The organism is Aquimarina sp. AU58 (assembly GCF_900312745.1).
Taxonomy (GTDB): Bacteria; Bacteroidota; Bacteroidia; order Flavobacteriales; family Flavobacteriaceae; genus Aquimarina; species Aquimarina spinulae.
The window spans coordinates 630776-655224 of record NZ_OMPD01000009.1; the positions used below are offsets into that span (position 1 = coordinate 630776).

General features: G+C 33.4%; 27 protein-coding genes. 10 read left to right on the forward strand and 17 right to left on the reverse strand.

Annotated elements, in window-relative coordinates:
* From DK441_RS09240 to DK441_RS09255, 4 genes are all read left to right on the forward strand, one after another.
* Positions 1 to 612: a hypothetical protein gene (locus DK441_RS09240; protein ID WP_025667146.1), complete on the forward strand. Its 612-nt coding sequence runs from the start codon at positions 1 to 3 to the stop codon at positions 610 to 612.
* Positions 612 to 1658, forward strand: a complete 1047-nt coding sequence (locus DK441_RS09245) for an alpha/beta fold hydrolase (RefSeq protein ID WP_109098454.1) — start codon at positions 612 to 614, stop codon at positions 1656 to 1658. Before DK441_RS09240 ends, DK441_RS09245 begins: the two co-directional genes overlap by 1 nt.
* 132 nt (positions 1659 to 1790) lie before the next feature.
* Positions 1791 to 2273: a GNAT family N-acetyltransferase gene (locus DK441_RS09250; protein ID WP_109098455.1), complete on the forward strand. Its 483-nt coding sequence runs from the start codon at positions 1791 to 1793 to the stop codon at positions 2271 to 2273.
* 291 nt (positions 2274 to 2564) lie between these two features.
* Entirely contained in the window at positions 2565 to 3257 is a 693-nt protein-coding gene (locus tag DK441_RS09255) for a nitroreductase family protein (RefSeq protein WP_109098456.1), read from the forward strand.
* A gap of 74 nt (positions 3258 to 3331) precedes the next feature.
* Here the strand turns inward: DK441_RS09255 and DK441_RS09260 are convergent, their stop codons facing one another.
* From DK441_RS09260 to DK441_RS09280, 5 genes are read right to left on the reverse strand one after another with little or no spacing between them, the layout of a single operon-like run.
* Positions 3332 to 3625: a hypothetical protein gene (locus DK441_RS09260; protein ID WP_109098457.1), complete on the reverse strand. Its 294-nt coding sequence runs from the start codon at positions 3623 to 3625 to the stop codon at positions 3332 to 3334.
* A 10-nt stretch (positions 3626 to 3635) separates the two neighbouring features.
* Entirely contained in the window at positions 3636 to 4481 is an 846-nt protein-coding gene (locus DK441_RS09265; RefSeq protein WP_109098458.1) for a DUF5777 family beta-barrel protein, read from the reverse strand.
* Between the two features lie 10 nt (positions 4482 to 4491).
* Positions 4492 to 4884 carry a hypothetical protein gene (locus tag DK441_RS09270; protein WP_109098459.1) on the reverse strand — a complete coding sequence of 131 codons (393 nt, stop codon included), beginning with the start codon at positions 4882 to 4884 and terminating at the stop codon, positions 4492 to 4494.
* Positions 4881 to 5426: a YceI family protein gene (locus DK441_RS09275; RefSeq protein WP_109098460.1), complete on the reverse strand. Its 546-nt coding sequence runs from the start codon at positions 5424 to 5426 to the stop codon at positions 4881 to 4883. The genes DK441_RS09270 and DK441_RS09275 overlap by 4 nt, the downstream gene beginning before the upstream one ends.
* A gap of 5 nt (positions 5427 to 5431) precedes the next feature.
* Positions 5432 to 5803, reverse strand: a complete 372-nt coding sequence (locus tag DK441_RS09280; RefSeq protein ID WP_109098461.1) for a hypothetical protein — start codon at positions 5801 to 5803, stop codon at positions 5432 to 5434.
* A gap of 220 nt (positions 5804 to 6023) precedes the next feature.
* Here DK441_RS09280 and DK441_RS09285 point away from each other — a divergent pair, with 220 nt between their 5' ends.
* Positions 6024 to 6494, forward strand: coding sequence for a GNAT family N-acetyltransferase (locus tag DK441_RS09285; protein ID WP_160112018.1), 471 nt, complete (start codon positions 6024 to 6026; stop codon positions 6492 to 6494).
* A 36-nt stretch (positions 6495 to 6530) separates the two neighbouring features.
* Positions 6531 to 7070, forward strand: a complete 540-nt coding sequence (locus DK441_RS09290; RefSeq protein WP_109098463.1) for a dihydrofolate reductase family protein — start codon at positions 6531 to 6533, stop codon at positions 7068 to 7070.
* A 212-nt stretch (positions 7071 to 7282) separates the two neighbouring features.
* Here the strand turns inward: DK441_RS09290 and DK441_RS09295 are convergent, their stop codons facing one another.
* The 3 genes from DK441_RS09295 to DK441_RS09305 all read right to left on the reverse strand — a co-directional run bounded on the left by DK441_RS09295 (position 7283) and on the right by DK441_RS09305 (position 8851).
* Positions 7283 to 7894 (reverse strand): DUF4230 domain-containing protein, encoded by a 612-nt coding sequence (locus DK441_RS09295; protein WP_109098464.1) that lies wholly within the window; start codon positions 7892 to 7894, stop codon positions 7283 to 7285.
* 94 nt (positions 7895 to 7988) lie between these two features.
* Positions 7989 to 8519 (reverse strand): DUF4136 domain-containing protein, encoded by a 531-nt coding sequence (locus DK441_RS09300; protein WP_109098465.1) that lies wholly within the window; start codon positions 8517 to 8519, stop codon positions 7989 to 7991.
* A 155-nt stretch (positions 8520 to 8674) separates the two neighbouring features.
* Positions 8675 to 8851, reverse strand: coding sequence for a DUF5522 domain-containing protein (locus tag DK441_RS09305; protein ID WP_159025630.1), 177 nt, complete (start codon positions 8849 to 8851; stop codon positions 8675 to 8677).
* A 28-nt stretch (positions 8852 to 8879) separates the two neighbouring features.
* Between DK441_RS09305 and DK441_RS09310 the strand changes: the two genes are divergently transcribed.
* From DK441_RS09310 to hemL, 4 genes are read left to right on the forward strand one after another with little or no spacing between them, the layout of a single operon-like run.
* Positions 8880 to 9206 (forward strand): hypothetical protein, encoded by a 327-nt coding sequence (locus DK441_RS09310; RefSeq protein WP_025667132.1) that lies wholly within the window; start codon positions 8880 to 8882, stop codon positions 9204 to 9206.
* The gene (locus DK441_RS09315; RefSeq protein ID WP_109098466.1) at positions 9207 to 10154 is read left to right on the forward strand and encodes a 1-aminocyclopropane-1-carboxylate deaminase/D-cysteine desulfhydrase; all 948 of its coding nucleotides are present in this window, start codon (positions 9207 to 9209) and stop codon (positions 10152 to 10154) included.
* A 1-nt stretch (position 10155) separates the two neighbouring features.
* Complete coding sequence (locus DK441_RS09320) at positions 10156 to 11028, forward strand: glucosaminidase domain-containing protein (protein ID WP_109098467.1); 873 nt, start codon at positions 10156 to 10158, stop codon at positions 11026 to 11028.
* 2 nt (positions 11029 to 11030) lie between these two features.
* Positions 11031 to 12317 (forward strand): glutamate-1-semialdehyde 2,1-aminomutase, encoded by a 1287-nt coding sequence (gene hemL / locus DK441_RS09325; RefSeq protein WP_109098468.1) that lies wholly within the window; start codon positions 11031 to 11033, stop codon positions 12315 to 12317.
* 15 nt (positions 12318 to 12332) lie between these two features.
* Here the strand turns inward: hemL and DK441_RS09330 are convergent, their stop codons facing one another.
* The 9 genes from DK441_RS09330 to mqo form a co-directional block, all read right to left on the reverse strand.
* Positions 12333 to 13733, reverse strand: coding sequence for a COG3014 family protein (locus tag DK441_RS09330; RefSeq protein WP_235015745.1), 1401 nt, complete (start codon positions 13731 to 13733; stop codon positions 12333 to 12335).
* A gap of 80 nt (positions 13734 to 13813) precedes the next feature.
* Positions 13814 to 14398, reverse strand: coding sequence for a penicillin-binding protein activator LpoB (locus DK441_RS09335; protein ID WP_025667127.1), 585 nt, complete (start codon positions 14396 to 14398; stop codon positions 13814 to 13816).
* Between the two features lie 45 nt (positions 14399 to 14443).
* Entirely contained in the window at positions 14444 to 14824 is a 381-nt protein-coding gene (locus tag DK441_RS09340) for a hypothetical protein (RefSeq protein ID WP_160112019.1), read from the reverse strand.
* A 294-nt stretch (positions 14825 to 15118) separates the two neighbouring features.
* Positions 15119 to 16534 carry a SusD/RagB family nutrient-binding outer membrane lipoprotein gene (locus DK441_RS09345; protein ID WP_109098471.1) on the reverse strand — a complete coding sequence of 472 codons (1416 nt, stop codon included), beginning with the start codon at positions 16532 to 16534 and terminating at the stop codon, positions 15119 to 15121.
* Between the two features lie 11 nt (positions 16535 to 16545).
* Positions 16546 to 19773: a SusC/RagA family TonB-linked outer membrane protein gene (locus tag DK441_RS09350; RefSeq protein ID WP_109098472.1), complete on the reverse strand. Its 3228-nt coding sequence runs from the start codon at positions 19771 to 19773 to the stop codon at positions 16546 to 16548.
* A gap of 628 nt (positions 19774 to 20401) precedes the next feature.
* Positions 20402 to 20962, reverse strand: a complete 561-nt coding sequence (locus tag DK441_RS09355; protein WP_109098473.1) for a TIR domain-containing protein — start codon at positions 20960 to 20962, stop codon at positions 20402 to 20404.
* A 197-nt stretch (positions 20963 to 21159) separates the two neighbouring features.
* Positions 21160 to 21567 carry a lipocalin family protein gene (locus DK441_RS09360; RefSeq protein WP_109098474.1) on the reverse strand — a complete coding sequence of 136 codons (408 nt, stop codon included), beginning with the start codon at positions 21565 to 21567 and terminating at the stop codon, positions 21160 to 21162.
* Between the two features lie 96 nt (positions 21568 to 21663).
* The gene (locus DK441_RS09365) at positions 21664 to 22791 is read right to left on the reverse strand and encodes a helix-turn-helix domain-containing protein (protein WP_109098475.1); all 1128 of its coding nucleotides are present in this window, start codon (positions 22789 to 22791) and stop codon (positions 21664 to 21666) included.
* A gap of 127 nt (positions 22792 to 22918) precedes the next feature.
* On the reverse strand, positions 22919 to 24418 hold the full coding sequence (mqo, locus tag DK441_RS09370) for a malate dehydrogenase (quinone) (RefSeq protein ID WP_109098476.1): 1500 nt from the start codon (positions 24416 to 24418) through the stop codon (positions 22919 to 22921).
* Positions 24419 to 24449: the final 31 nt, after the last annotated feature.

Genomic DNA, 24449 nt, shown 5'->3' on the forward strand with positions numbered 1-24449 from the left:
ATGAAAATACATACTATTATTTTTCTACTTGTAGCTACTATGCATCTTCAAGCCCAAAATCAAATCAGTGGTTCTTCTTTTTTAGATAGAACAGAATTTAAAATTGGGTATTATGGAAATATTGCTTGGGATAACGGACTTACTATTGGTACCGAATATGTATGGAAAGAATACATCAATATCAAAGAAAGAAAGAGAGGGCAAAAGATCATTACACACCAATTTTTGTTTAATGGAAATCTTGGTTATTCTACAAATTTCTCAACACAAACAGATAATGGGCTATCTACTTATTATGGCCTTATCTGGCGAAGAACAAATCCCAAAGGCAAACAATATAATGTAGAGTTAAATCCACTTGGGTACTATCGATCATTTTTACCCGAAACGTATGAGGTAAAAGGAGATCGTGTTTCTAAAGTTTCCTTGCCTGGCAGGGGATATTATGCTCCTTCTATTGCTGTTGGGATAGGGAAACTTCGTAAAGGGAAAAAACGTTCGGGTTGGTATTTAAACCTTCAATTAACCCTTAGAACCAATTATAATGCCGGTACATTACCCGTTTTATCATTGCACTACGGTCATCGGTTTAATTTTAAAAGAAAAAGATAATGAAAAAAATAATTCTTAGTAACGTAAAAATAGTAGTGCTAATATTAATCGTTTTAAGCATTTTCTCTTGTTCAAAAGACGATGATAATATTAATGACTTAAGCGAAACCATTTTTGTAAGGCATAAAAATGCAGATATGGCAGCGTATATTCATGGCAATGCTTCTGAAAAAGTATTTCTAATCATATTGCATGGGGGCCCCGGTGGATCTGGATGGCAGTATAGAAAGAATACCATTAAAAGTAAAATTGAAAAAAACAATGCCGTTGTTTATTTTGATCAACGTGGCTCTGGCAACTCGCAGGGGAGTTATTCTGAAGCAGATGTAAGTGTGGATATTATGGCAGAAGATGTGTTGGCTCTTGTAAAGGTGTTAAAAGCTAAATATGGTGATGATTCCCGATTATTTTTAATGGGGCATAGTTGGGGAGGCACTTTAGGACCTGCTACCTTATTAAAAAATCAGGAAGATTTTTTGGGGTGGATTGATGTAGATGGTGCTCATGACCCTAAAGGATCTTACAACGAATATAAAATAGCTTTAAAGAAGATGGCTGATGAGCAAATCGCTTTAGAAAATAATATTGATTATTGGAAAGCTGTACTTGATTTAGTAAAAAATGTAGGCCCGGATTATAATGAGGATGATTTTTATAAAATGAATAGAGAAGCTTATAGAGCAGAAGAAAAACTTGCTGATGACAAGATAATTAACAAACCAACATCTGATGATGATGGTTCACAATATAATTTCTTTACAAATAATTGGAATGCTAACAGAATACAGTCTATTTTAGTTAAAAAAGGGCTTTTTGAGAAGGTATCGTTTACCAATAGACTGCATGAAATTACCATACCATCACTAGTGCTTTGGGGTAAATATGACATTGGTGTTCCTACGGTATATGCCCAGGAAGCTTATGACAATTTAGGGTCTAATCAAAAAGAACTCTTCATTTTTGAAAAATCGGCACATAGCCCTATGGATACAGAACCAGATCTTTTTGCCGAAAAAATAATTGATTTTATCAATTTGCATAAATAGTGAGATAGCAAGTATATGATCTAGTAGTACAGATCTCAAGGTTAACTCCTAACAATGAAGAATCATCTTTTGTTCTTTCCTTTAACTAGTAGTAGAAATTTTAGAGTACATTTGAGTTAAAACTTTTTATCATTGAAATCATCTCAGGAAAAACAAATGAAAATATCGATAAGAAAAGTAACATTAAGTGAGCTAGAGGCTATATACAAAATCGAAGAAAAAGTGTTTTCCCCGATGAATTATCCTCTATTTGTGATTAGGCAGTATTATGATTTATTTTCAGATTATTTTTTGATTGCCGAAAATGAAGAAAAAGAAATGGCAGGATATATTCTTGGAGGAATTAATCCTAAAGAGAAAGATGGCTGGATACTAGCCCTGGCAACTGAAAAGAGATTTAGAAAACAGGGAATAGGCTTAAAATTAATTTCGACCGTTATAAAAAAAATTAATGAGTTGGATATTAGCAGTATTCTTTTGACTACCGAACCCAATACTCCTGCAGTTGATTTTTACAAAAAAATAGGATTCGAAATTATTAAGAATGAATCAAACTATTTTGGAGATCATTCAGAACGAGTTCTTATGCAATTAAATCAAAAGCTAGATTTGTAGGGTTTGCAAAAGAAAATAAAGCCGAAAAAACTGAATTGATAGTCAACCGGGAGAACCAAAAGACAATTGATATCTACCTAAAAAAAAGGATTTGTAATCAAAGAATCGGTTATAAATTCATTTCAGAACCGACATTCTGTAGAGGATTATAAAATGGAAAAAACAGTAGAAATCTGATTCAGAAAAATAAATGAAATGTATCAATTAAGAAAAAGTATGTTAACTTTATACAACTATATACTCATAAGATAAGACGAAGTAGAAATTAAACAATAACATAAAACTATAAAAATGGAATCACCAAGTAGCATTACCATCAATGGATATAATCATGTTTCTTACCATTCTGATGTTTTTTCTGAAGAAGAGCTAGTTTTAAAAAGTAAATCATTTTACGAGTGGTTAGATAAAAGGAGATCGGTAAGAGATTTCTCTGATAAACATGTTCCCAAAGCGGTTATTGAAAATCTTATCAAAAGTGCTTCTACGGCTCCATCTGGAGCTCATAAACAACCTTGGACATTTTGCGCTATTTCTAATCCGGCCTTAAAAACCCAAATTCGTAAAGAAGCAGAAATCGAAGAAAAAACAAACTATGAGAACAGGATGAGTGAACGTTGGAAAAAGGACCTAGAACCACTAGCTACCGATATGAATAAACCTTTTTTAGAAGTTGCTCCCTGGTTGATTATTGCATTCAAAAAAGCTTATGAATTCGAAGAAAATGGTGATAAACATAATAATTATTATGTGAATGAATCTATAGGGATTGCATGCGGGATGTTAATCTCTGCAATTCATAACGCTGGGTTGGTGACATTAACTCATACACCTAGTCCCATGAATTTTTTGACAAATATTCTTAAAAGACCGGCTAATGAAAGAGCCTTTTTGTTACTCCCTGTTGGCTATCCCAAATTCCCTACCTATGTTCCGGATTTAAAAAGAAAAGGGTTGGATGAAATGACCGTTTTTTATGAATAAAATTGAAAAAATCTAAAGTAGAAGTATTCTTTATTGAGCAAAAACCTGATCATTTCGTAATCTGGACTATAAGTCTATGTACTGGTTTTTTCGAAAACACAATAATTTCTGGATTGATCTTTACAATAATATCCTGCATTATTCTTCTTTTTAATTTTTTCGCCCACAGGCGGAAACCCTAAAAAAGTTAACATATTTTCAATATTCGATAAATCATTGACCGAAGTATGATTAAAAGAAATATGAGAGTAATCACTATGGATGTACACATCCGAAATGTTTTGAATCTGCAATATTTTCCTTTTTAGAGCTGTAGCACAATTATTGCATTTTAGATTTTGAATAGGAATTGTATTTCTAAATACCATAACTATTATATTAAAATACTCGTGATAAATTAAATCCAAAGAAAAAATCTCCGTCACTCCAATCACCCGATCCCTGGCTCAAGAATCCACTTGTATTCATAGGTTGGGCGTTGGTAAAGTGTAACTGAAATACATGTCCGCCAGTTTCTAAATCAAACCCTATAGAAAGAGGGTTTTTAAATGGAGAGTTACTAGCTCTGTTAAGGTGAAGTCCATAATCGATATTAACAGACCACCTTTTGGTAAGTTTATGTCGCCCGCCAATTCCTATAGCGTATTGCGTATTATCCTGATTACTAATTCTTACAAGGTTCTCATGTAAAAGTGTTGGTATTAGCTGTAGTGAGAAGTTTTTGTTAAATTTTCTGGCGATTAACAACTGCGATACATAAGATAACCTATGCTTAAATTCGAGGCCAGGTAAATCTTCTTTGTCCAGATCGGTATTTGCAGTTATACTATGGTAACCCACTACTGTAAAAGGAAAACTATTCTTTTTTTGTCTTAATAACCGGTATTTCAGAGAAGCTTCATATGTTTTCTGAAATGAACTACGGGATATACCAATTTGTAGTTTATCACTAATGCCATACATAAAATTTAACCTGGTAACGGCCTGATCTAATCCAAAAAAATCTTCAATTCCCGATTTAACAGAACCAAATCTATGAGAAACGACTAAATAAAATAATCCTTTGTCGGCTAGTTTGGTAGATTCGAAATTCACAATTTTTAATCCTTTAAAAACAGCACTCGCATATTGATTGTCATCTTTTTCAGTAGTAATTTCCTGAAGTAAATCATCTTGCGAGAATGACAATAGAGGAATTAAAAACAATAGAAATATTTTTTTCATAATAATACATTTATTGGGTACTTGTAACTGTAGCCTGATCTATTTTTAGGTGTTCTAAGAGGTCGTCAAATCCTACATACCTTCCTTTGATCGTTATTTTTTTGTTGATTTTTAACGCTGTTAGATCACTTTCTAAAGTCACGGCTATTTTTTGATCCAAAACAATACGATTAGACTCTATTGCAGTAATCAGACCTTTTAATTCTACTGCATTGTCAAGATGAATGGCATTAAAAACTGCTTTGTCTTTAATAAATGCCGAATAGAATGCAATAGCCGTAGTGTTGGTATCAACTTTTTCGGTATGTATGGTTCTATGTTCCTTATATATATAGCTCAACAAAACAATACCCGTAGCTGCTATAAACGCCAGAGTGAGAAAGATAAAGTTCTTGGTTTTCATTGTTGTTTTAATTTAAAATCAACGAACACCTTTACGTGTTCGGCTATTTTATTCCTTACGATTTTTGGAATAGAGATATCAAAACCCTGTGGCGTAACAACAAATTCCCCGCGTAAAGAGATGTATTTATCTTTTTTTGATAGATATAGTATCGATTCGATACTTTTTTCTCTACCATGTAGTTTAAGCTGTCCGTTGACGTTAAACTCTTTTTCTTGATCGGATAATTCAAAAAAATTAAATGCTATAATTTTTCCTCTAAAAATAGCTTTAGAGTAGATGTCTGATTCGATATAATTTTCATTAAAATGCTCTTCCATTAATGCATTTCTAAACCTAAATTCTTTCATCAAAGCCAATGAGGCTATTTCGCCAGTGTTTATATTTAGAATTGCAGTAACAGATGTGTTTTTTGCTTTAACAGGTTCAAATGTTTTTTCAGAAGCTTCAAAAGCAATAGTTCCCTTTTTTTCTATATATTTTTCTTGAGAACGAGAAATACCAGAGATCAAAAAGCAAAATATGATTATGAATATTTTCATTTTGATTATTCTAATGATCCATCTTTAATCCATTGATCAATGTCATCTATTGTTCCCTGCGGCAATCTTCCCGAGGGTGGCATAGCTGCTGATGCTCCTGTTTGTTTTGAAACAGCATTAAGTATAGCAGAAGCCTGACCACTAACATTTTGAAAAGTGATCAAAGGAAAAGGGGCTCCATTTACAGGTGGGTTTGCATGACACCCTATACAATTAGAATCAATTATACTTTTGATATTTGCGGTATACGTAAGTTTTTCACCCATAGGAGGCGGCGGAGGTGGAGCAATATCGTCTTCGTTGTCACTAGAACAACTATATCCGATTATGACTATAACTACAACCAGAACCTTGTTGATGTTTGATATTGATTTCATAACTTGTGTGTTTGGTTTATATTTATTTTAAATTTTGTTTTATGCTTTTGCCTTTTGATAATTTTTTTAGAAAAAGGTTACAAAATCATGTAACTTTTTTAGGAGTGGCATCTCTATAAAGGGAAAAGTGGTTTGTGATAGTGATAAAAAGGAGTATTCTTATATGTTAATGTGTAATTTGTAGTGCAAAATGATATTGTTTGAGACAAAGAGACTGTTTGTGAGACGCTTAGAGGATAGCGATTTAGAATCTTTTTATGATATGCAGGGTAATCCCAATGTAATGAGATATATCAAAAAAACGATGAATTTTGAAGAGAGTAAACAAGAATTAAATCGTTTTATTAAGTATTATAAAGATGTTGATGTTTTTTTTAAAATTTGGGCAGTAATAGAACGCAATAACAATCAATTTGTGGGTATATGTGGAGTATATGAGAATGATAAATCAGAATTTGAAATAGCCTATCGATTAAGAGAATGTTTCTGGGGTAATGGATTTGGAAGAGAAATAGCAAAAGGATTGTTTAGATACTGTTTTGACCAAATTAAATTAAATGAGTTAACCGCATATGCAAGCACAGATAATGTAGGTTCTATACGTATTCTTGAAAAAGAAATGAATTATGTTGAAGAATTTTATGCTGAAAAAGAAAATAGTATAGAACGAAAGTACACGCTAAAAAAATAAAGCACTTATATGATTCATTTATAAACTAAGAATGAAATGAGAAAAATCAAGATGTATATTGCTATGAGTCTTAATGGAAAAATAGCAAAATCAGACGGAAGTGTGCATTGGCTAGAATCCATACCAAACCCTGATAAAACAGATCATGGTTACTACGAGTTTTATAAAACAATTGATACTACAATCCAGGGGAACAATACATATGAACAGGTGATGAGTTGGGATATTGATTTTCCGTATTCAGATAAAAAAAACGTTGTGTTAACCAGAAATAAGAAAGTAAAGAATACCGAGCATGTTCAATTTATATCTGAAAATCATATCGATTTTATTAAAAAATTAAAACAACAGAAAGGTGATGATATTTGGTTAATAGGTGGTGGGCAGATAAATACAATGATGTTTAATGAAAATCTTATAGATGAAATTCTGATTTTTGTAATGCCAATAGTCATTTCTGATGGGGTTGAGCTTTTTGAAGGAATCCCGAATGAAACCCGACTGAAGCTTATTGAGACAAAAGAATACACTACAGGAGCGGTTAAATTAAGGTATCAGATAGAGGAAGTTGAATAACTTTTTATGAGTAGGAAAATTTTTATTTTTTTATTTTTTAAATAAGAGGGTAGGGTATATAAAAAGTAAAGCGTTATAAAGAAGTAACAAATTTGTAAATCTGTAATAACACTAGAGTTTAAGGGACAAAATGAATTCTGTAATTCAGATTTTTTTAAATTTAAAGATGGGAAGAATTCGTTCTTCCCATTTTTTGATTATAGTTAAGGGTTTTAATGTATAAATTCTTGAATACCTATTTGACTGTCTATCGTGGTATCCTTATATTTTAATGTCCAACCCAGAGAATTAGTAAGAATATATAGTTTCTGCAATTCACTAATGAGTCGATTTTGCGAATTGGTAACGAGTGCAGACTTTTGTACTTTTTTATTTAATCCTTCCATTACTATTTTGCGTATAGCATTATGATCTTCTGGATTAAATTTATTAATGATCCCTTCTTCGATATCATGATATTTTATTTCGGGATTAACATTAACCTCTGCAGCAGGGATTTTTGTTATGGTTAGTGTTTTTGTTTCTTGATCAATAATATGCTCAATTTTTCTTAAATCATAAGAGACCTGTACATTAGCATTAACCATTACAATTATTTTTTTCTTTGATGAGATTACATTAAAATAAGTCTTATCATTTTTATAGGTAATGATATCAGAAAAGTGTCCTTCTGTAACTACCAGTTTACCTACGTTTTTGATTTGATCCAGAATCAGACCAGAAGATGCTACTTCTGTTTTTTGGGTATTAGATTGATCAATAACATATTTTATTCCAAACACCAGGAGTGCTGTTAAAAGTGCACCGAGTAGAAAATTACGCATACATCTATAGTATCAAGTTGAGTATAAATGTACACAAAAAAATAGCCTTCTTATAAAGAAAGGCTATTTGTAATATAAATAAAAGGGTATTTTCTTATTGTTCCTGTGGTGGATATTTTTCTAAGATTGCAGTAACAATCTCATTCATTTTTTCTTGCTTTTTGTTCACGTTCTTGGTTAATGCTGCAGAACCCATTCCTTGCCAGACCAATTCCTTTTTAGAGGCATCAATAAGATCTATATAAAGAGTGCCTTCTGTAGTCGTAGAAACAGTATTGTATCCAGCTCCCCAGAACCATGGATTCCACCCCCATCCATAACCCCATCCGAAGTTATTTTGATAGATATTTACATTTTCCTTAGTTTTTGTAAAAATACTTACGAGTACATCTGGATTTGCTGATTTGGCAAAACCTTTTGAGGTCATATCTGCTTCGATAGCACGCAGGATACGTTTTTTGTCGAGATCGCTAATTTCTGCTTTGTCGATTCCAGGCTTGTAAAATGCAAAGCTTTTATAGGTGTTAAAATCAGCCTGCTTATCATAATCCGAAGCAACGCGCACTGTGGAGCAAGAACTAAGAGTTATGATAAGGATTAATGATAAAAGTGAAAAAAATTTCATAATCCTAGTTTTTTATAATATCAAATATGTCATGATGATCAGAAAATAAAAATACGTTTTTATCAATCATTTTATAAGCATTTGATATTGGTTTAACAATAGCTATTATATACAAATTTAACCACAATAATCATACCATGAGATAGATAGTGAATCTATTTTTTAGAATAACTATTTGTTTTTTTATCATAACCATACGGGCAATGTCTGCAACCACTTTCACAACAATAGCCTCTCCTTAAGTGATATTGTTCTGTAAAACAACGATACCCTTCTGGGGTAATATAATAATCCCCTTCTTTTGGAGTTAATACTTTTTTAGGATTGTCCATAGTTACAAAAATAGTATCTTGCAGTAATATGCCCATTGTTGTTAACAAATATTTGATAGGTCGCCGTTTTGTAGGCATCGCCCTTTGGCCTTTTATTGTGGTTAATAATTCTTTCCTTAAAGAGGACGAAGTCTTTATTAATCACGAAAAAATCCACTTGAGACAGCAGGCAGAACTGTTGGTTATACCTTTTTATGTTTTTTACTTCACAGAATATTTGTTTAGAGTGATTCAATATCGAAATTTACAGCAAGCCTATCGCAATATCTCTTTTGAAAGAGAAGCATATCTTAATGAAGAAGACCTCGATTATCTCAAAACAAGAAAACTCTGGAGTTTTTTTAAATATCGATAAATGCATATTTTTTTTTCGGAAACACCACCTTCAAAAAACCAATCGATTACTCATTCTATTTTGGATAATGCTGGAGTTATTCTTGATATCAAAAGAGAAGACCAGATTCATAAGGACGTTTCGGGTAATAAATTCAGGAAATTAAAATATAACCTTATTGAAGCTAAAAAAACGGGTTATACTACTATACTAACTTTTGGAGGAGCATATAGTAACCATATTGCTGCAACAGCAGCAGCCGGAGAAATTATGGGGTTGCAAGCCATAGGGATAATAAGAGGAGACGAATTGGCTAAAAATCTTGAGAAAACACTATCAGAAAATGATACTTTACGGTTTGCTCACGCTTCGGGAATGCATCTTAAATTTATTAGTAGAGAGCAATATAGAGAAAAAACATCCTCAGCTTTTTTAGAACAGTTAAAAGATGAGTTTGGTTCATGCTACATCATTCCCGAAGGAGGCACTAATGATTTGGCTGTTAAAGGTTGCGAAGAAATATTAACTGCACAGGATAATACCTATGATATTATTTGTTGTGCTGTGGGGACAGGAGGTACAATTTCAGGAATTATTAATAGCACTAAAACTCACCAGACGGTTCTGGGATTTCCTGCTTTAAAAGGAGATTTTCTAGACAAAGAGATTAAAAAGCATACATCAAAAACCAATTGGAAGCTCATTTCTGAATATCATTTTGGGGGATATGGTAAAATAAATCAAGAAGGAGTAGAGTTTATGAATGAGTTTAACAATCAGCAACATATTGCATTGGATCCAGTCTATACAGTTAAGATGGTTTTTGGTATTTTTGACCTGGCGCAAAAAGGTGTTTTTAAGAAAAATACTCGTATTTTAGCCATTCATACTGGTGGTTTGCAAGGGATAGCCGGAATGAATAAAAAATTAAAGAAAAAGAAACTACCCCTTATTACAATTGAATATTAAAATGAGGAAATTTATAGTATTGTTATGTGTTGCTATGGTTATTATTTCTTGTGGAGGGAGCAAAAAAGTAACATCTTCAAGACCATCTAAACCAAAGCCAAAACCGACGGTTATAACCAAGGTTGAGCAGGGCCCTAAAAAAATAATAGTAGAAGAACATACAACTAGAAAACCACTTCCTGTACTGTCATATAAAGATAAAGTGCAACGCTATATCCATGAGTTCTCGGGTATTGCCAAAAGCGAAATGAAAACATACGGGATTCCGGCAAGTATAACATTAGCACAAGGAATATTAGAATCGGGAGCAGGATATGGAGATCTTACCCAAAGAGCAAAAAACCATTTTGGGATTAAATGTCATGATTGGGAAGGAGATCGGGTATATCATGATGATGATCGTTCTCAGGAATGTTTTAGAAAATATAATCGGGCAAGTGAATCATTTAGAGATCATTCTTTATTCTTAAAAGATAGAAAACGATATTCCAGACTATTTACATTTAACCAAAAAGATTATAAATCTTGGGCACGTGGACTACGTGAAGCAGGTTATGCTACCGATAAGAAATATCCTCAAAAACTTATTGCTATTATTGAACGTTATGATTTGGATAAGTTTGATGATGAGGTATTGGGTAAAAAACCGCGAAGAAAAGACGAAAAAAATAAAGCTGTTGCAGTTATAACTTCCATTTCTAATAAGGATGGCTATACAGTAAAAAAAGGAGACACTCTATATTCGATTTCCAGAAAGTATAAGATTTCTGTAGAGGAACTCAGAGCATTTAATAATCTGGTCAATAATAATATCAAGGTCGGGCAAGTTCTTAAAGTAGCAGCTGCCGACGAAGAGGAAGAAGATTTTAATTAAGCATGATCTATAAAAGAAGTAGCGCATTATTTACAGCAGCGCAAAAAGTAATCCCGGGAGGAGTTAATTCACCAGTACGAGCCTTCAAAGCTGTAGGAGGAGATCCCATATTTGTTACAGAGGCCAAAGGGGCATATTTGTATGACGAAGATGATAACCGATTGATAGATTATATCAACTCATGGGGACCGATGATTTTGGGGCATGCACATCCACCAGTGGTAAATGCGGTTATTGATAAAGCTAAAAAAGGAACCAGTTTTGGAATGCCAACAGAAATCGAAACTCAAATTGCAGAACTTGCAGTTTCTATGGTACCTAATATCGATAAAATACGATTTGTGAACTCTGGTACCGAAGCCTGCATGAGCGCTGTGCGATTGGCACGTGGATATACAAACAAAGATAAGATTATCAAATTTGCAGGATGTTATCATGGGCATAGCGATTCTTTTCTGATTCAGGCAGGGAGTGGTGCAGTTACTTTTGGAAGCCCCAATAGCCCGGGAGTAACCAAAGGAACAGCACAAGATACTTTATTAGCCAGATACAATGATTTGGATCATGTAGAACGTATTATCATGTCTAATCAAGGAGAGATTGCCTGTATTATTATAGAACCTATTGCCGGAAACATGGGATGTATCCCACCAGTAAAAGGATTTTTAGAAGGGCTTAGATCTTTATGTGATACCCATGGTATACTATTGATTTTTGATGAGGTAATGACTGGTTTTAGACTAGCAAAAGGAGGAGCACAAGAACTTACAGGCGTAAACGCCGATATCGTTACTTTTGGTAAAGTAATTGGAGGAGGATTACCTGTTGGTGCTTTTGCAGCACGTGCCGAAATTATGAATCATTTAGCACCGCTTGGACCCGTATACCAGGCAGGAACCTTAAGTGGTAATCCACTGGCGATGGCTGCAGGATTAGCAATGCTCAACGAATTAAATAACAACCCTGAGATATTTAAAAACCTTGCCAGTAAGACCGAATACTTGCATCATGGAATTGCTAATGCTCTGGATGAGCATAATATTACTCATACGATTAATAGAATTGGTTCTATGATTTCGGTTCATTTTGCAGGGGATACCGTAGTGGATTTTGATACTGCGGCAAAGGGCAATAACGATACTTTTAAAAAGTTTTTTCACGGAATGCTAGACAACGGTGTTTATATTGCACCAAGTGCTTTTGAAACCTGGTTTATAACCGAAGCACTTACTTATGAAGACCTGGATGAAACTATTGCTACAGTACAAAAAGTCGCTAAAACACTTTAGAGGATAAACACGATTTTATTGACTGGGATGAGAAATTCTTGGAGTTGTGATTTTTTCAAATTGAATTCCTCCGGTTCCCTGTATCTGAATATTTTTAGAAGTTAATTCCCCTTGATGTGTACGTAATTTAACGGTCAAGTTATTTTCTCCTTTCTTTAAAGGGATTCGAGCATAAAATATTTTGTTAGGTAAACTTTGCCAATTACGAGTGTCGGCACCTTCTGTTAATGCATTAAAAATACCCAATAAAGCTCCTAAATCGTTGTTTTGATTTTTTACTATGTATTCTGAAACTTTCTTTGTTCCTAGTCGCAAAGCAATTTTTCCGATCTCTCTAAATGTTCTATCTTTTAAAGTTTTAAAAGCAATTTCTTCATAATCTTGTGTTAGTTGAAACGGATATGATAGACTATCCACTTGTATCTCTGCATTATTATATAAGGATTGCTGACTCACATATTTAGGATATGCAACATTAAAAATATCCAGATCAGAAAAATCAGAATTATTATCTCCTCCGGTTGGTATCGGTAATGGTAAATTTAAAGAGAGATCTTCGTTGATGATGGTTAGAAAACCGATTTCGTTACCTGGTAAGATGGTAAACGTATAAAAAGTTTGATCTTTATAAGGAGCCAGTCCGTTTTCCCAAAAAATAATTGCTTCTCCACCTTCAGTAGTTTTTTTGGGTATGTAAGTAGTGTTTAATAGATTTTCATAACGTTCTATTTCATCGGTAAATCCCATAGCACTTGCTGTATGAAACATATCCTGGCATAGTTGTTCAGGGATATTAACTCCAATATAAGTGCCTTGATTTTCTAGATATAAATCTACAGCATTACGATATGCAATAAACGCATTGTTATTATCTCCCGAGGCTTCGTATAATAGACCTTGCAATATATGAGCAAATGCATCATCACTATACCTGTTTTTTTTCTCGGGAGGATAACTTTCATTTATTTTTTGTAGTTGTAATGAAATGCGTTTTGCTTCAACAATAGCTTCATCATATTGGTTTAAAAATATATAATTAAGCGCTTTGTAATAGTGTATTGCAACTTTTTCAAAATCTTCTCCTTTATATGTTTCTTTTTCGGGATTTAAAAGAATACCCAGAACTTGATTTCCTATTGCTCTTTTATTAGATTCGATAAACAGATCTGCTTCGTTTAAAAGCTCATTGCTTAAAGTATAATTGCCTGCCAGGTATGCCAATTTCCCTTTTTCTAATAAATATAGAAGATGATTTCTGGGTTTTCCTAAAAACTTATTTTCTTCGATCACCTCCATGGCACCTTCCATATCTCCCTGTTGTACCTTGGATTGAAAAAGTGTGCTCTTGGTATGATAACTGCCACAGTTACTAAGTATTATTGAAAAACAACATAATAGTACAATGCGAAAGATCATTTTTTTATGGACCATATTCAATTATCAAAAAAGCTTTCCTGAGAAAGTTTGGTGTTTTGTGAATTTAGAGTGCTACAGAATTAGTTTTTTACAAACTTTTTTATCTTTTTATCTCCAATCCATACTTTTTCATTGGTTTGAATATTGGTTAACTCCAGGTCGATTTGATAATATACTACTTTGTTTCTTTTATGTGCATCAACTATAGAATTAATATTGCCTTGAAGCATATAGTCTGCCCCTGTTTCTAATCCAAATTTCTTAACAGTAGACATAGAAGCATTATCCTGTTGATCAGCTCGTTCTGCTCTTAGCTCTTCGCGCATTTTACCACCTTGTACTACTCTAACTTTTTGTCGTTGAATAAAAGCTTTTTCTATATCTTTAATAAAGGTTTCGCTTTCTATGTGCTCGTGTGATTTGTTGCGTATCAAACCAACTATAACCACAGGTTTTTTGCCTTTTTCCTGAGTGTGATCGGTTATCCAGTTTCCTGTAAGTACTTCTTGCGTTAGTTCTTCTGCTGCAAAGCGTGAATCAGTATCGTTCCATCGTCCGCTAATATCAATTTGTGTATCAGGAGCTACACGTGTAATTTTTCTTGCGCATGAAGAAGTTAAAGATACTACTAGTAATACTGCTATAGCAGCGATTGATTTTCTCATTTTGTAATTTTATTTAATGTATTTTATAATGTGTTTTTTGTGATATTACCAAAGAATGCATGCGCCTAATATGCCAAGTGTAAGCCAGTCATATCCATACGGCCGGTAACTATAATAAGATCCATAGTCATAATATCTGGTATTTTCGATACGTTTTAATCTTCGCTCATGTCTCCAGTATGCTCTTTGTGATCGGTATTGTCTTCGTAACGAGCGTAGCTCTCTTTTTTCTTCGAGAGGGTCAATAGCTTTATAGGTCTCTTGCTCAGTAGTACCTTGTTGTATTGTATATTCCTGACTATTTTTTGAAAATCTATTCATCGCCTCTTTATAATTTGGGTTTTGGTCTTGTGCGAGTTGTGCTTCTTGTGAATACCCAATACATCCTATCATAACAAAAACGAATACTGAAAATATGTTTCTCATAATGCTTATAGATTAGTTTCTATATAAATATTACCTAATAGTAAATGACAATATAAAAGTCAAAGGGTTGCATCATATGAAAAAAATAATCTTAATATCTATGAAGCTATTTTGACTTCTCAATTTATATACACAACATGTAATAGTAACATTACCCTATTTTAGAAATGTTAAAATTTATTTAATCATATTGTATTAGAACAGATCAGCTTGTATTCTAATTTTTATATAAAAAAAACCAACGAAGTTAGCTTCGTTGGTTTTTAACCATTCCCAAAAAATAGAATAATTCGGTTATTGATTTACTACAGTAGGAGTAAATAAATCAGGAATGGGTCGGGGGATATTTTCATTACTATCTAATTCATCCTGTGGATATAAAAATCGTTGTGGATTGATTGTAGTGGTGGTATTGTTTAACGGAAAAGGGACAATAACATCACTGTCGGATTTGAGTAATCTTCGGGCATCGTTAAATGGCATATAGGTGCTAAACCCTGTCACATAACGTTCTTCGATAATCTCTCTTAAGATAGCTCTATCTACTGCTATATTATCAGTGTTTTCAATTCCTCCTGCTTGAAAATCTGCCAGGACATACGGATCATAATTAAATGTATCTGCTGCATCGATAAGATTAAATGCATTTCCTGAGTCGAGATAAGCTCTTAGTTCATTAAGTTTATCAATGGCGCCCTGATTATCACTATTTACACGCAATATACATTCTGCCCAGATCAATAGATTTTCTTCGTAGCTTACTAATTTCATAGGAGTAGATGGTCCATCAATACCATCATCCTGATTTCCATCCCCACTAATGTAAGAATAGTTTCTACGAGCAGTCTCATCTGTCTTGGCATTATTTCTGCCAGAAGCATTAGCAGGATCTATAAGGTCTCGGTAAAAGGCATTATCGCCGGTCATGTCACCTGCACGACTACTGTTTACAAAATTAAAAAGAACATTACTGTTGGAGTCGACAGTACCAATAGGTTTATAAGTCATGGTTCCAGATGCGCTGTTAATACCATTTACTACATTGTTTAATGCCAAATCGTACTGTTTGGTTTGTAAATAATATCGGGCTTTAAGAGTGTATGCAGCGGCAACCCAGGAAGTACCATTACCAGAAAAATAAATATCTTCACTACCAACATTAGTAGTGGCATTATTTATTTTAGATATTGCTCCGTCCAGTAAAGTTTGCAAGTTGTTATAGATGTCTGTTTGCAAGTCTATTGTGGGATCAGGAGATTCTAAACTGGCATTATCAGGTACTGCATTAGAGTAGGGGATATCTCCAAAAAGAGATGTTCCTGTACCAATAGCTAATGCCTCATTAACATCGATGATCCCTTGTAATAAATCTAGGTTAGGAGAGATTCTTCTAATTTCCTTGTTTTGAACTAGTATTCCGTTATAGATCAATTCCCAGACGGCATCAGAATCACCAGGAGTATAATCATAATTATAGAGCGTTTGTTGTACCAGATTTAGCCCGATAAGTCCGCCAGAATAATACATAGATGTTCTGGCCAGTTGTCCTTGTTGTACCTGTGCATTGGCCAAGAGTGTTCCTTTTAATAGAAGATCTCCAGATGGAACTTCGACCAGCTGATTTGGATTTTCGTTAACATCCAGATAATCTTCGCAGGAGAACATCGTGATTACGATACAGGATACTATTAGTTTATATATAGTTTTCATGATTTCGTTTTTTAATAATTAAACTTAATACTAAAAGCATAGGTTCTCACTCCTGGATTCGAAAAATAATCCAGTCCTTTTCCTCTACCAACTCCAAATTGGTTTATGTCGGGATCTATACCAACTACATCGGTCCAGATAACCAGGTTTCTTCCAGAGGCTGTAAATTCAATTGAGCTTAATCCTGTTGTTTTTTGTAGCCCTTGAGAATTAAGCTGGTAGGATAATGAAAGTTCTCTAAACCTTGTCCAGCTAGCATCTCCAACAGCAAATTCATTTAATTTACCATCTCCAAAACCATATAGGTTTCTATAATAACTCTCATCTAGTAATACATTTCCATTTCCGAAGTTTTCTATATTAGCTCTTACGCTTGTACCAGCAGGGACAACATCACCATTAAAATTTACCAAATCTTCATTTAAAGTAATAGTGTTTCCTACATCTCCGTGGGTACCGAAGTATGAAGTGATGAAACGAGTTCTTTGAGCCATATCATTACCTTGACTGGTGTCAAACAATGCCGATATCGATAGATCTTTATACGATACACTTAATTGTAAACCTCCTAACCAATCTGGATTAGGATCTCCTACCACTTTGTTACCACTAGTATCTACTATGGGAAAACCATTGGCATCTAATACCAGGCTTCCATCGGCATTACGTTGAGCACCTTGGGTATACAAAACTCCTAGTGGTTCTCCTTCTATAGCTACAGATTGGATAGAACTACCAGGGGTAAAGCTAACCACTCCTCCTCCTTCGATCTTAGAAACCAGGTTTTTATTGGTACTAAAATTTATGGCAGCACTAGCTTTCCAATCTCTGTTTTTTATAAAATCATATTTCAATTCGGCTTCAAACCCTTCATTTTCTATAGTAGCTCCATTTCCATAAATTTCAGAAAACCCTAATGTTGGAGGTATTGCTATATTGAGTAATACATCTTTAGTTTCGTTTTTGTAATAGGTAGTCGATAATGAAAATCTATTTTTAAAGAAACGAAGATCTAATCCAACTTCGTATTCTGTTTTTATTTCTGGTTTTAAGTTTGGATTTCCAAGGCGTTCGTCGAATTGAAATCCTCCTCCAAAATCTTCGAGTGCGATCGCATCAGAAAAAGTAGAAAAAGACCCTACTTCAAAAACGGTCTCTTCTCTATGTGCCAGAGGAACATTACCTACCTGACCAAAAGCAAGTCTAAGTTTACCAAAAGATAAAGGATCAAAACCATTGATTAATCGACTAAAAGTCCATCCTAATTCTGCGCTTGGATATAAGAATGCATTATCACTTTTTGGGAGTACAGAATGTTTTTCATATGCCCCTCCAAGAGTTAAGAATAATTGATCGGCATAATCAAAATTGGCAGTACCATAGAAACGGATATTCCTTCTTGAGGTTCTGGTAATCTCTGAGGAGATATTTTCTTTTGCCGAGATCTCTACAGGATCTAATGGTTTTCTAAAATTGGCAATGAAGTTATCTGCTTCAATAAAATCTCGTTTTCTTCTTCTGTCGTTAATACCATATCCTATGATTACATTAGTGTTTAGTTGTTCTGTTAATGCATATCGAAAAGATGTTAGTATATCCATCGTATACTCTTCATTATTTATGGTTTCGTCATTAAGTAAACCAAACCTTCGAGCAGAACTTGCAGTGTAGTATGGAAAGAAATATACCCTGTTATCAGAATAAAAATCTGCACCTCCTCTAAGGATAGAGTTGATATTATTGTTCCATTGATATTTTAATTCTGCCGTACCAATAAAACGATTTACTTTGGCTGTACTTCCTTGTTCATTGATTGTCCAGAGAGGATTATTATAAATTACATTATCACTATTTCCAAGATATCTTCGATACGAACGATGACGCGATTGTACGATAGTTCCAGACCCATTATTATAATTTCCTTTATAATCTGTGATGTCAAAATCTGGTGATGTACGCAGTAATCCCAGGTATAACCCTGCGGTATTAGAACCTTGCTGGATTCTGTTAGAGCTGGTGTGTATGTAATTTCCTTTGATATTAGCAGTAAGTCTATCTGTAAAATTCTGAGAAGTAGATAAGGTGAAATTAGTTTTCTTATAATAACTATTTTTAATCGTTCCATCTTGATCTACGTGACCTCCACTTAAGAAATAAGTGCCTTTTTCGCTCCCGGTACTTAAGGTAAAACGATTATCAAGTGTGACCCCGGTACCAAATACTTTATCAAAATTACTATCTACAAACTGATCTGTTCTATTTTTTTGAGTAATCGGATAAATAGTAGTATTGGTTACCAAAGATTCAAAAAATTCTCCTGTAGTATCTACATCATCTGGAGCTCCGCTTCTGTCCGAGATTCTATCTCCCCAGGAGAAGGCAGATGTTGGGCTATAGTTACCATTTGTACCTTGCCCGAAAGATCGTTGTAATGGATGTTTGTAAGAGACTTCATCGATAGAAACACCAGAAGAGAAGGTAACTCTCATTTTACCTTTTTTACCTTTTTTGGTGGTGATTACAATTACTCCGTTAAGCGCTCTTGTTCCATACAACGCTCCTGCAGAAGCTCCTTTAAATACCTGAAAAGATTCGATGTCATCGGGATTAAGGTCATTAAGCCTGGATTGCTGCGATACTCCTGCAGAAGTATCTCCACTACCAGAGCCTTCTAATGTATCATTGTTTAAAGGTACTCCATCTACAATAATTAGAGGTTGGCTAGAGCCTCCCAGAGAACTTGTTCCTCTAATTTGAATATTAGAACCAGCTCCGGGATCTCCAGAAGTGGCATTGATACTTACACCAGCAGCTTTACCGGCTATACCGTCAATAATCTTATTCTCTACAGGCTGTACTAGTTTGTCTGCATCGATTTTAGAATAAGTAGAAGACAGTTTATCTCTTTTTTCTACAAATCCTAAAGAAGTTACAATAACCTCGCCTAAGGCTTCGGCATCTTCCTGTAAGATAACATCGATTGTAGTTTGATTAGCAATTGGTATTTCTTTCGTGACATATCCCAAATACGAAAAGACTAATGTTTGATCAGAGTTTGCATCGATAGTATATTTACCGTCAAAATCTGTTGTCGTTCCAGTTCTAGTTCCCTGTACTAGAATTGTTGCCCCAGGTAAGGGACCTGCTATGTCCCGTACAGTACCTGTTATTGTAGTTTGGCTATAACCAATACTTGATAACAGTACTGCACACATTAAAATTAAGAGTTGTTTTCTCATACAATTGTGATTTGATTAGACATGAATTAAAATGGTATTACATTTTAGTTGGTGAATTATAATTTTGAATATTTTGGGGAGTATATAGCGTAGGTAGTGTTTTATGAAATGCCGAAATAAAAAGAAAATGCATTTTTGATATAGAAAGTAATTGGATATACAAAATATCAAAATGTTTTATTAACATAGGGAGGAATAAAACATGTAGTATATGTATACTAAATGATTTTTTTAGAAGCATTTTTCGTGTTTTTACTAAGGTTTATACCAGAGAGATATACTATAAATAGGTAAGTATACCTACGATTACTAGAAATTGGTTAAGCTTGGGCACTACGTTAATTGTTATTTGTAATGATAATGGTACTTATTATATAAGACGTGTTATTGAGCATTACCCCCCAATTGGAGTTCGTTTTTTTTAAATAAAAAAGGCGCAGATAATCAGTGAATTTTGATTCTTATGATTTACTATGATGATATTGAAAAAAATCTTTAAAGAAGATAAAAACTGGTTAAGTTCATTGGTCATATATGAATTTGATCTCAGATTTTTGATAAACACAAAACTCTGAATAGCAAACCACTTAACTGCGATATGGTATTTTCTAAGGTTTTAGATACCAAATTAAGATGCTAACCAAGCACCTAGTTCTATAATATCTCCATTAGGAGATTTAACATCATACCCATCTGGGTTACTTTCACTTTTTTGAATGTAGGAAAATTTTTGTAGGTACTCTGCACCACCATAATCTGTATAATCTTCTCGTATAGGGAAAATAGCGATATGATCTTTGGATTTTTGTGTATTGGCATATCGTAATTCCCACTTACAACGTTTAGAACTAATAGCATTTTCTGTGGCCAGGAAAATAAACTTTTTATTATCCTTTATTTTTCCTTCTGTTTTTTGCTGGACTTCTTTGTCGGTTACCTTACTGGGGTTTTCTGTAGTATCTGGATCAAGCAACAAATAATCTGCATAGATAAGTACACCAAACCCTTTTAAAAAATTAATTGCACTATCGAGTTCTTCAAGCTCGTCGTGTTTATAAGAAAAAAACAAAGAAGTTTTAAGAAATTTTGTTTCTTCCCTAAAGAGTTGCAGACTTTCAGTAATAGACTTACTATATATTCTCGCTGCATTTCTAAACTGCAGTAGCCCGTATTTAGGTAATATATTCATGAGTTCTTTAACATGATCGTGTGTGAATATCTTAACGTACTACCTCTGGGTTTTGTTGTTATGAATATTGTTAAATCTTCATAATACCGAGTGTAATAAAAGAATTCTTTGCTATATATTCAGATCATAAAATATAGAAATGTCCAGATTTATCATGATAATAAACCCGGACATTTTTAACGCAAGATATTTTTTGGTTATTTCCTGGTATATGTATTTACAAAAATATCTGATGAACTTTTGGATGTGAGAATAAGGGTGGTATTTTTTGGAGTCGAGATTACAAAAGCACTACTGTTACTAATGGTAAGATTAGCACCAGTAATAGTATAATCATAAGTTGTTTTAGCATCTTCTTCACATACATTGTTTGTGTTAAACTTGTAAAGCGTAATACTTACTTTATTAGAGTTACTAAAAACATAAGTTTTCATAAGATCACAAGTGTCTAAATCAATAGTAGTTCCATTTTTGGTAGAACTGGATAATTGCCATTGACCAATAATAAATGTTTCATTAATTGTACCAACGACATCATCATCGGTATTACATGAAAAAGTAATATTTAATGTTATTAAAACGAATACAATTAGTTTTTTGCTCATAACTTTTCTTTTTTGTTTTGAGCAAAATTAGTTTGGTTTTAAAAGTTAGAAGTCTCTAAAAGTTAGAATTGAACAATTATGGACTCTTTTTTATCATTACCTCTGTTCCTTGTGTATTTTTTTAAATGTAGTTGGGGTATGGCCGGTTTCTTTCTTAAAATATTTATAAAAAGCAGATTTAGAATTAAATCCAGCTTCAAGTCCTATTGCTACCATATCATAGTTGTCAAATTCAGGATCTAAAATCATGGTTTTAGCTTCTTTCACTCTGTATGCGTTTAAATAATCAGAAAAATTCTTTTGAGCAACACTATTAATTATTTGAGAAAGGTAACCAATGCTTATATTTAACCGAGTTGCAATATCATCTCTACTCAATTGTTGATTTCTATATACCTTTTCAGTTTCTAGAAGTTGTATAAATTTTTTAAAATATGGGTTGTCTTCTCCTTCTTTAAATTTTACAAGCTCTTTCTGTTTTTCATTTGTTTTCTTTTTGTTAATCTCTCTTATTTCGAATCTGTTTTTGGCCAAAGTAAACTTGTATATACCTTGATAACCAATCCAATAAAAAAGGATATTTAGCAATAGCCATATAATGATAGAATAATCACTGTTATAGTAATAATCTACTACACTTGTTAAAATCCAAAAAAAGATGAGCAAAACATGAAAAGTATAAAATAGACGTATCCATTTTAGATCATAGCCGATATCGGGTTGATATTTGATAGTGTTTTTAAATAACAAGCGAAATTCTACTACAAGTAGAACTAAATTAAATAAAATCGAAAAGTAATATTCTATCGTATAAAAATGAGGTATCCATGCTTTGTTATGAATAGGGTATAAATCAAAGTAAAACTGCCCGCCAATATATAGATTTAGCCCTATTGATATAATAAAGGGAACAAATAACAACCACTCCTTATTTCTAAGTTTTAATGAAGGATTTAATAATTTTAAGTAATAAAAATATAAGGTTACCGGAAAAGCCAATACTAATTCAATATCTTCTAGGATTCTAAAATTTTGATGCTCTTTATACCAATTATAATGTAAGGCCCAATATTGAATATTGATAAAAACTCCGAGTAAAAGACTTATCCCCAGGTATAAATTGGCTTTGTTTTTAAAAAATTTGGAAAATAAAATTATAATCGCAAAGATAAACCCTTGAGTTACTCCTATTAAAATCAAAAAATCTAATATTTCAAAATTCATACTCAATAAAAGTTTGTTTTATCTTAATTGCGTAGTTCAGATTAGACATTTGTATAATTTATGAAACCAATAGCATTACAAAAGTATTGATACAAAATATACACTTTCTTTTTTACTGTATAGCGGCCTAGGTAGGAGTTTGCCTAGACGATTGTAGCTTTAATATCTCTGTTGTTCTGTTTCTGGTTTGAAGACATAATTTACCATCTTCAATTAAAGATTTGCCAAAACTGGGAATAATTTGTCTTAAAGTAGTATTCCATGATTTTGATTTCATTTCTTCTGGGAAACATTCTGACAGCACATTTAACATTATAGAGACAGAAGTAGAGGCTCCTGGTGAGGCACCTAGTAAAACAGCCATTGTCTTTTTCTGATTGGTAACAATTTCGGTTCCAAATTTAAGAATCCCGCCATCTTCTTTGTCTTTTTTAATAATCTGAACTCTCTGTCCAGCAGTGATTAATTCCCAATCTTCAAACTTAGCTTCGGGATAGTATTTTTGCAATGTGGCAAATCGTTCTTCGGGAGACTGATATACTTGTTGGATTAGATATTTTGTTAATGACAAATTATGAACTCCTGCTGCTAACATTGGCCAAATATTATGTGCTTCTATAGACAAAGGGAGATCCATATATGAGCCATTCTTTAAAAACTTGGTAGAGAAACCTGCATAAGGCCCAAATAATAACGAACGTTCCCCATCTAACATTCTGGTGTCGAGATGAGGTACAGACATTGGTGGGGATCCGGTTTCGGCTTTACCATAGACTTTGGCTTCATGTTTAACAATAACATCAGGATTGTTACAACGCAGGAATTGACCACTTACAGGAAAACCACCATACCCGCGCTCTTCTGGGATATCTGATTTTTCCAGAAGCAATAGTGATCCACCACCAGCACCAACAAAAACAAATTGAGTAGTCACTGTTTTTTCTTCTGAGCTTTGTAAATCTGTTACATCAATTTGCCAATTACCATTGTCTTGCATTTTAAGATCTTCTACTTCATGACCTAGATGCAGATTTACGCCATTGCAGGTTTCCAGGTATTTTATCATTCCGCGTGTAATAGCACCAAAATTTACATCTGTACCAATAGGCATTCTGGTAGCAGCAACCTTTTGTTTAGGATCACGACCAGTCATAATCAGGGGAATCCATTCAGTGATTTCTTTATGATCTTCTGCATATTTCATGTTCTTAAACATGTCGTATTGAGTCAGTGCTTCATGTCTCTTTTTTAGAAATGCAATATTTTCATCACCCCACAAAAAGCTCATATGATCGATATCATTAATAAATGGACTTTCGGTTTGTAGATAGCCTTTTTCTAGTAAATATGCCCATAACTGTTTTGAAACCTCAAAATTATCACTAATTCTTAATGCTTTAGAAATATCGATCGCACCATTCTCTCGTTCGGGAGTATAATTCAATTCACAAAAGGCAGAATGCCCGGTACCTGCATTATTCCATGCATCAGAACTTTCGGCACCTACTTTGTCTAATCGTTCGTAGATGTTTATCTGGGCATCAGGAATTAATTCTTTTATGAGTACACCTAAAGTGGCACTCATAATTCCGGCACCGATAAGAGTAAAGTTATTTATATTAGGCATGGTATGTATTTGTCGTTAAATTAAGCGTTGT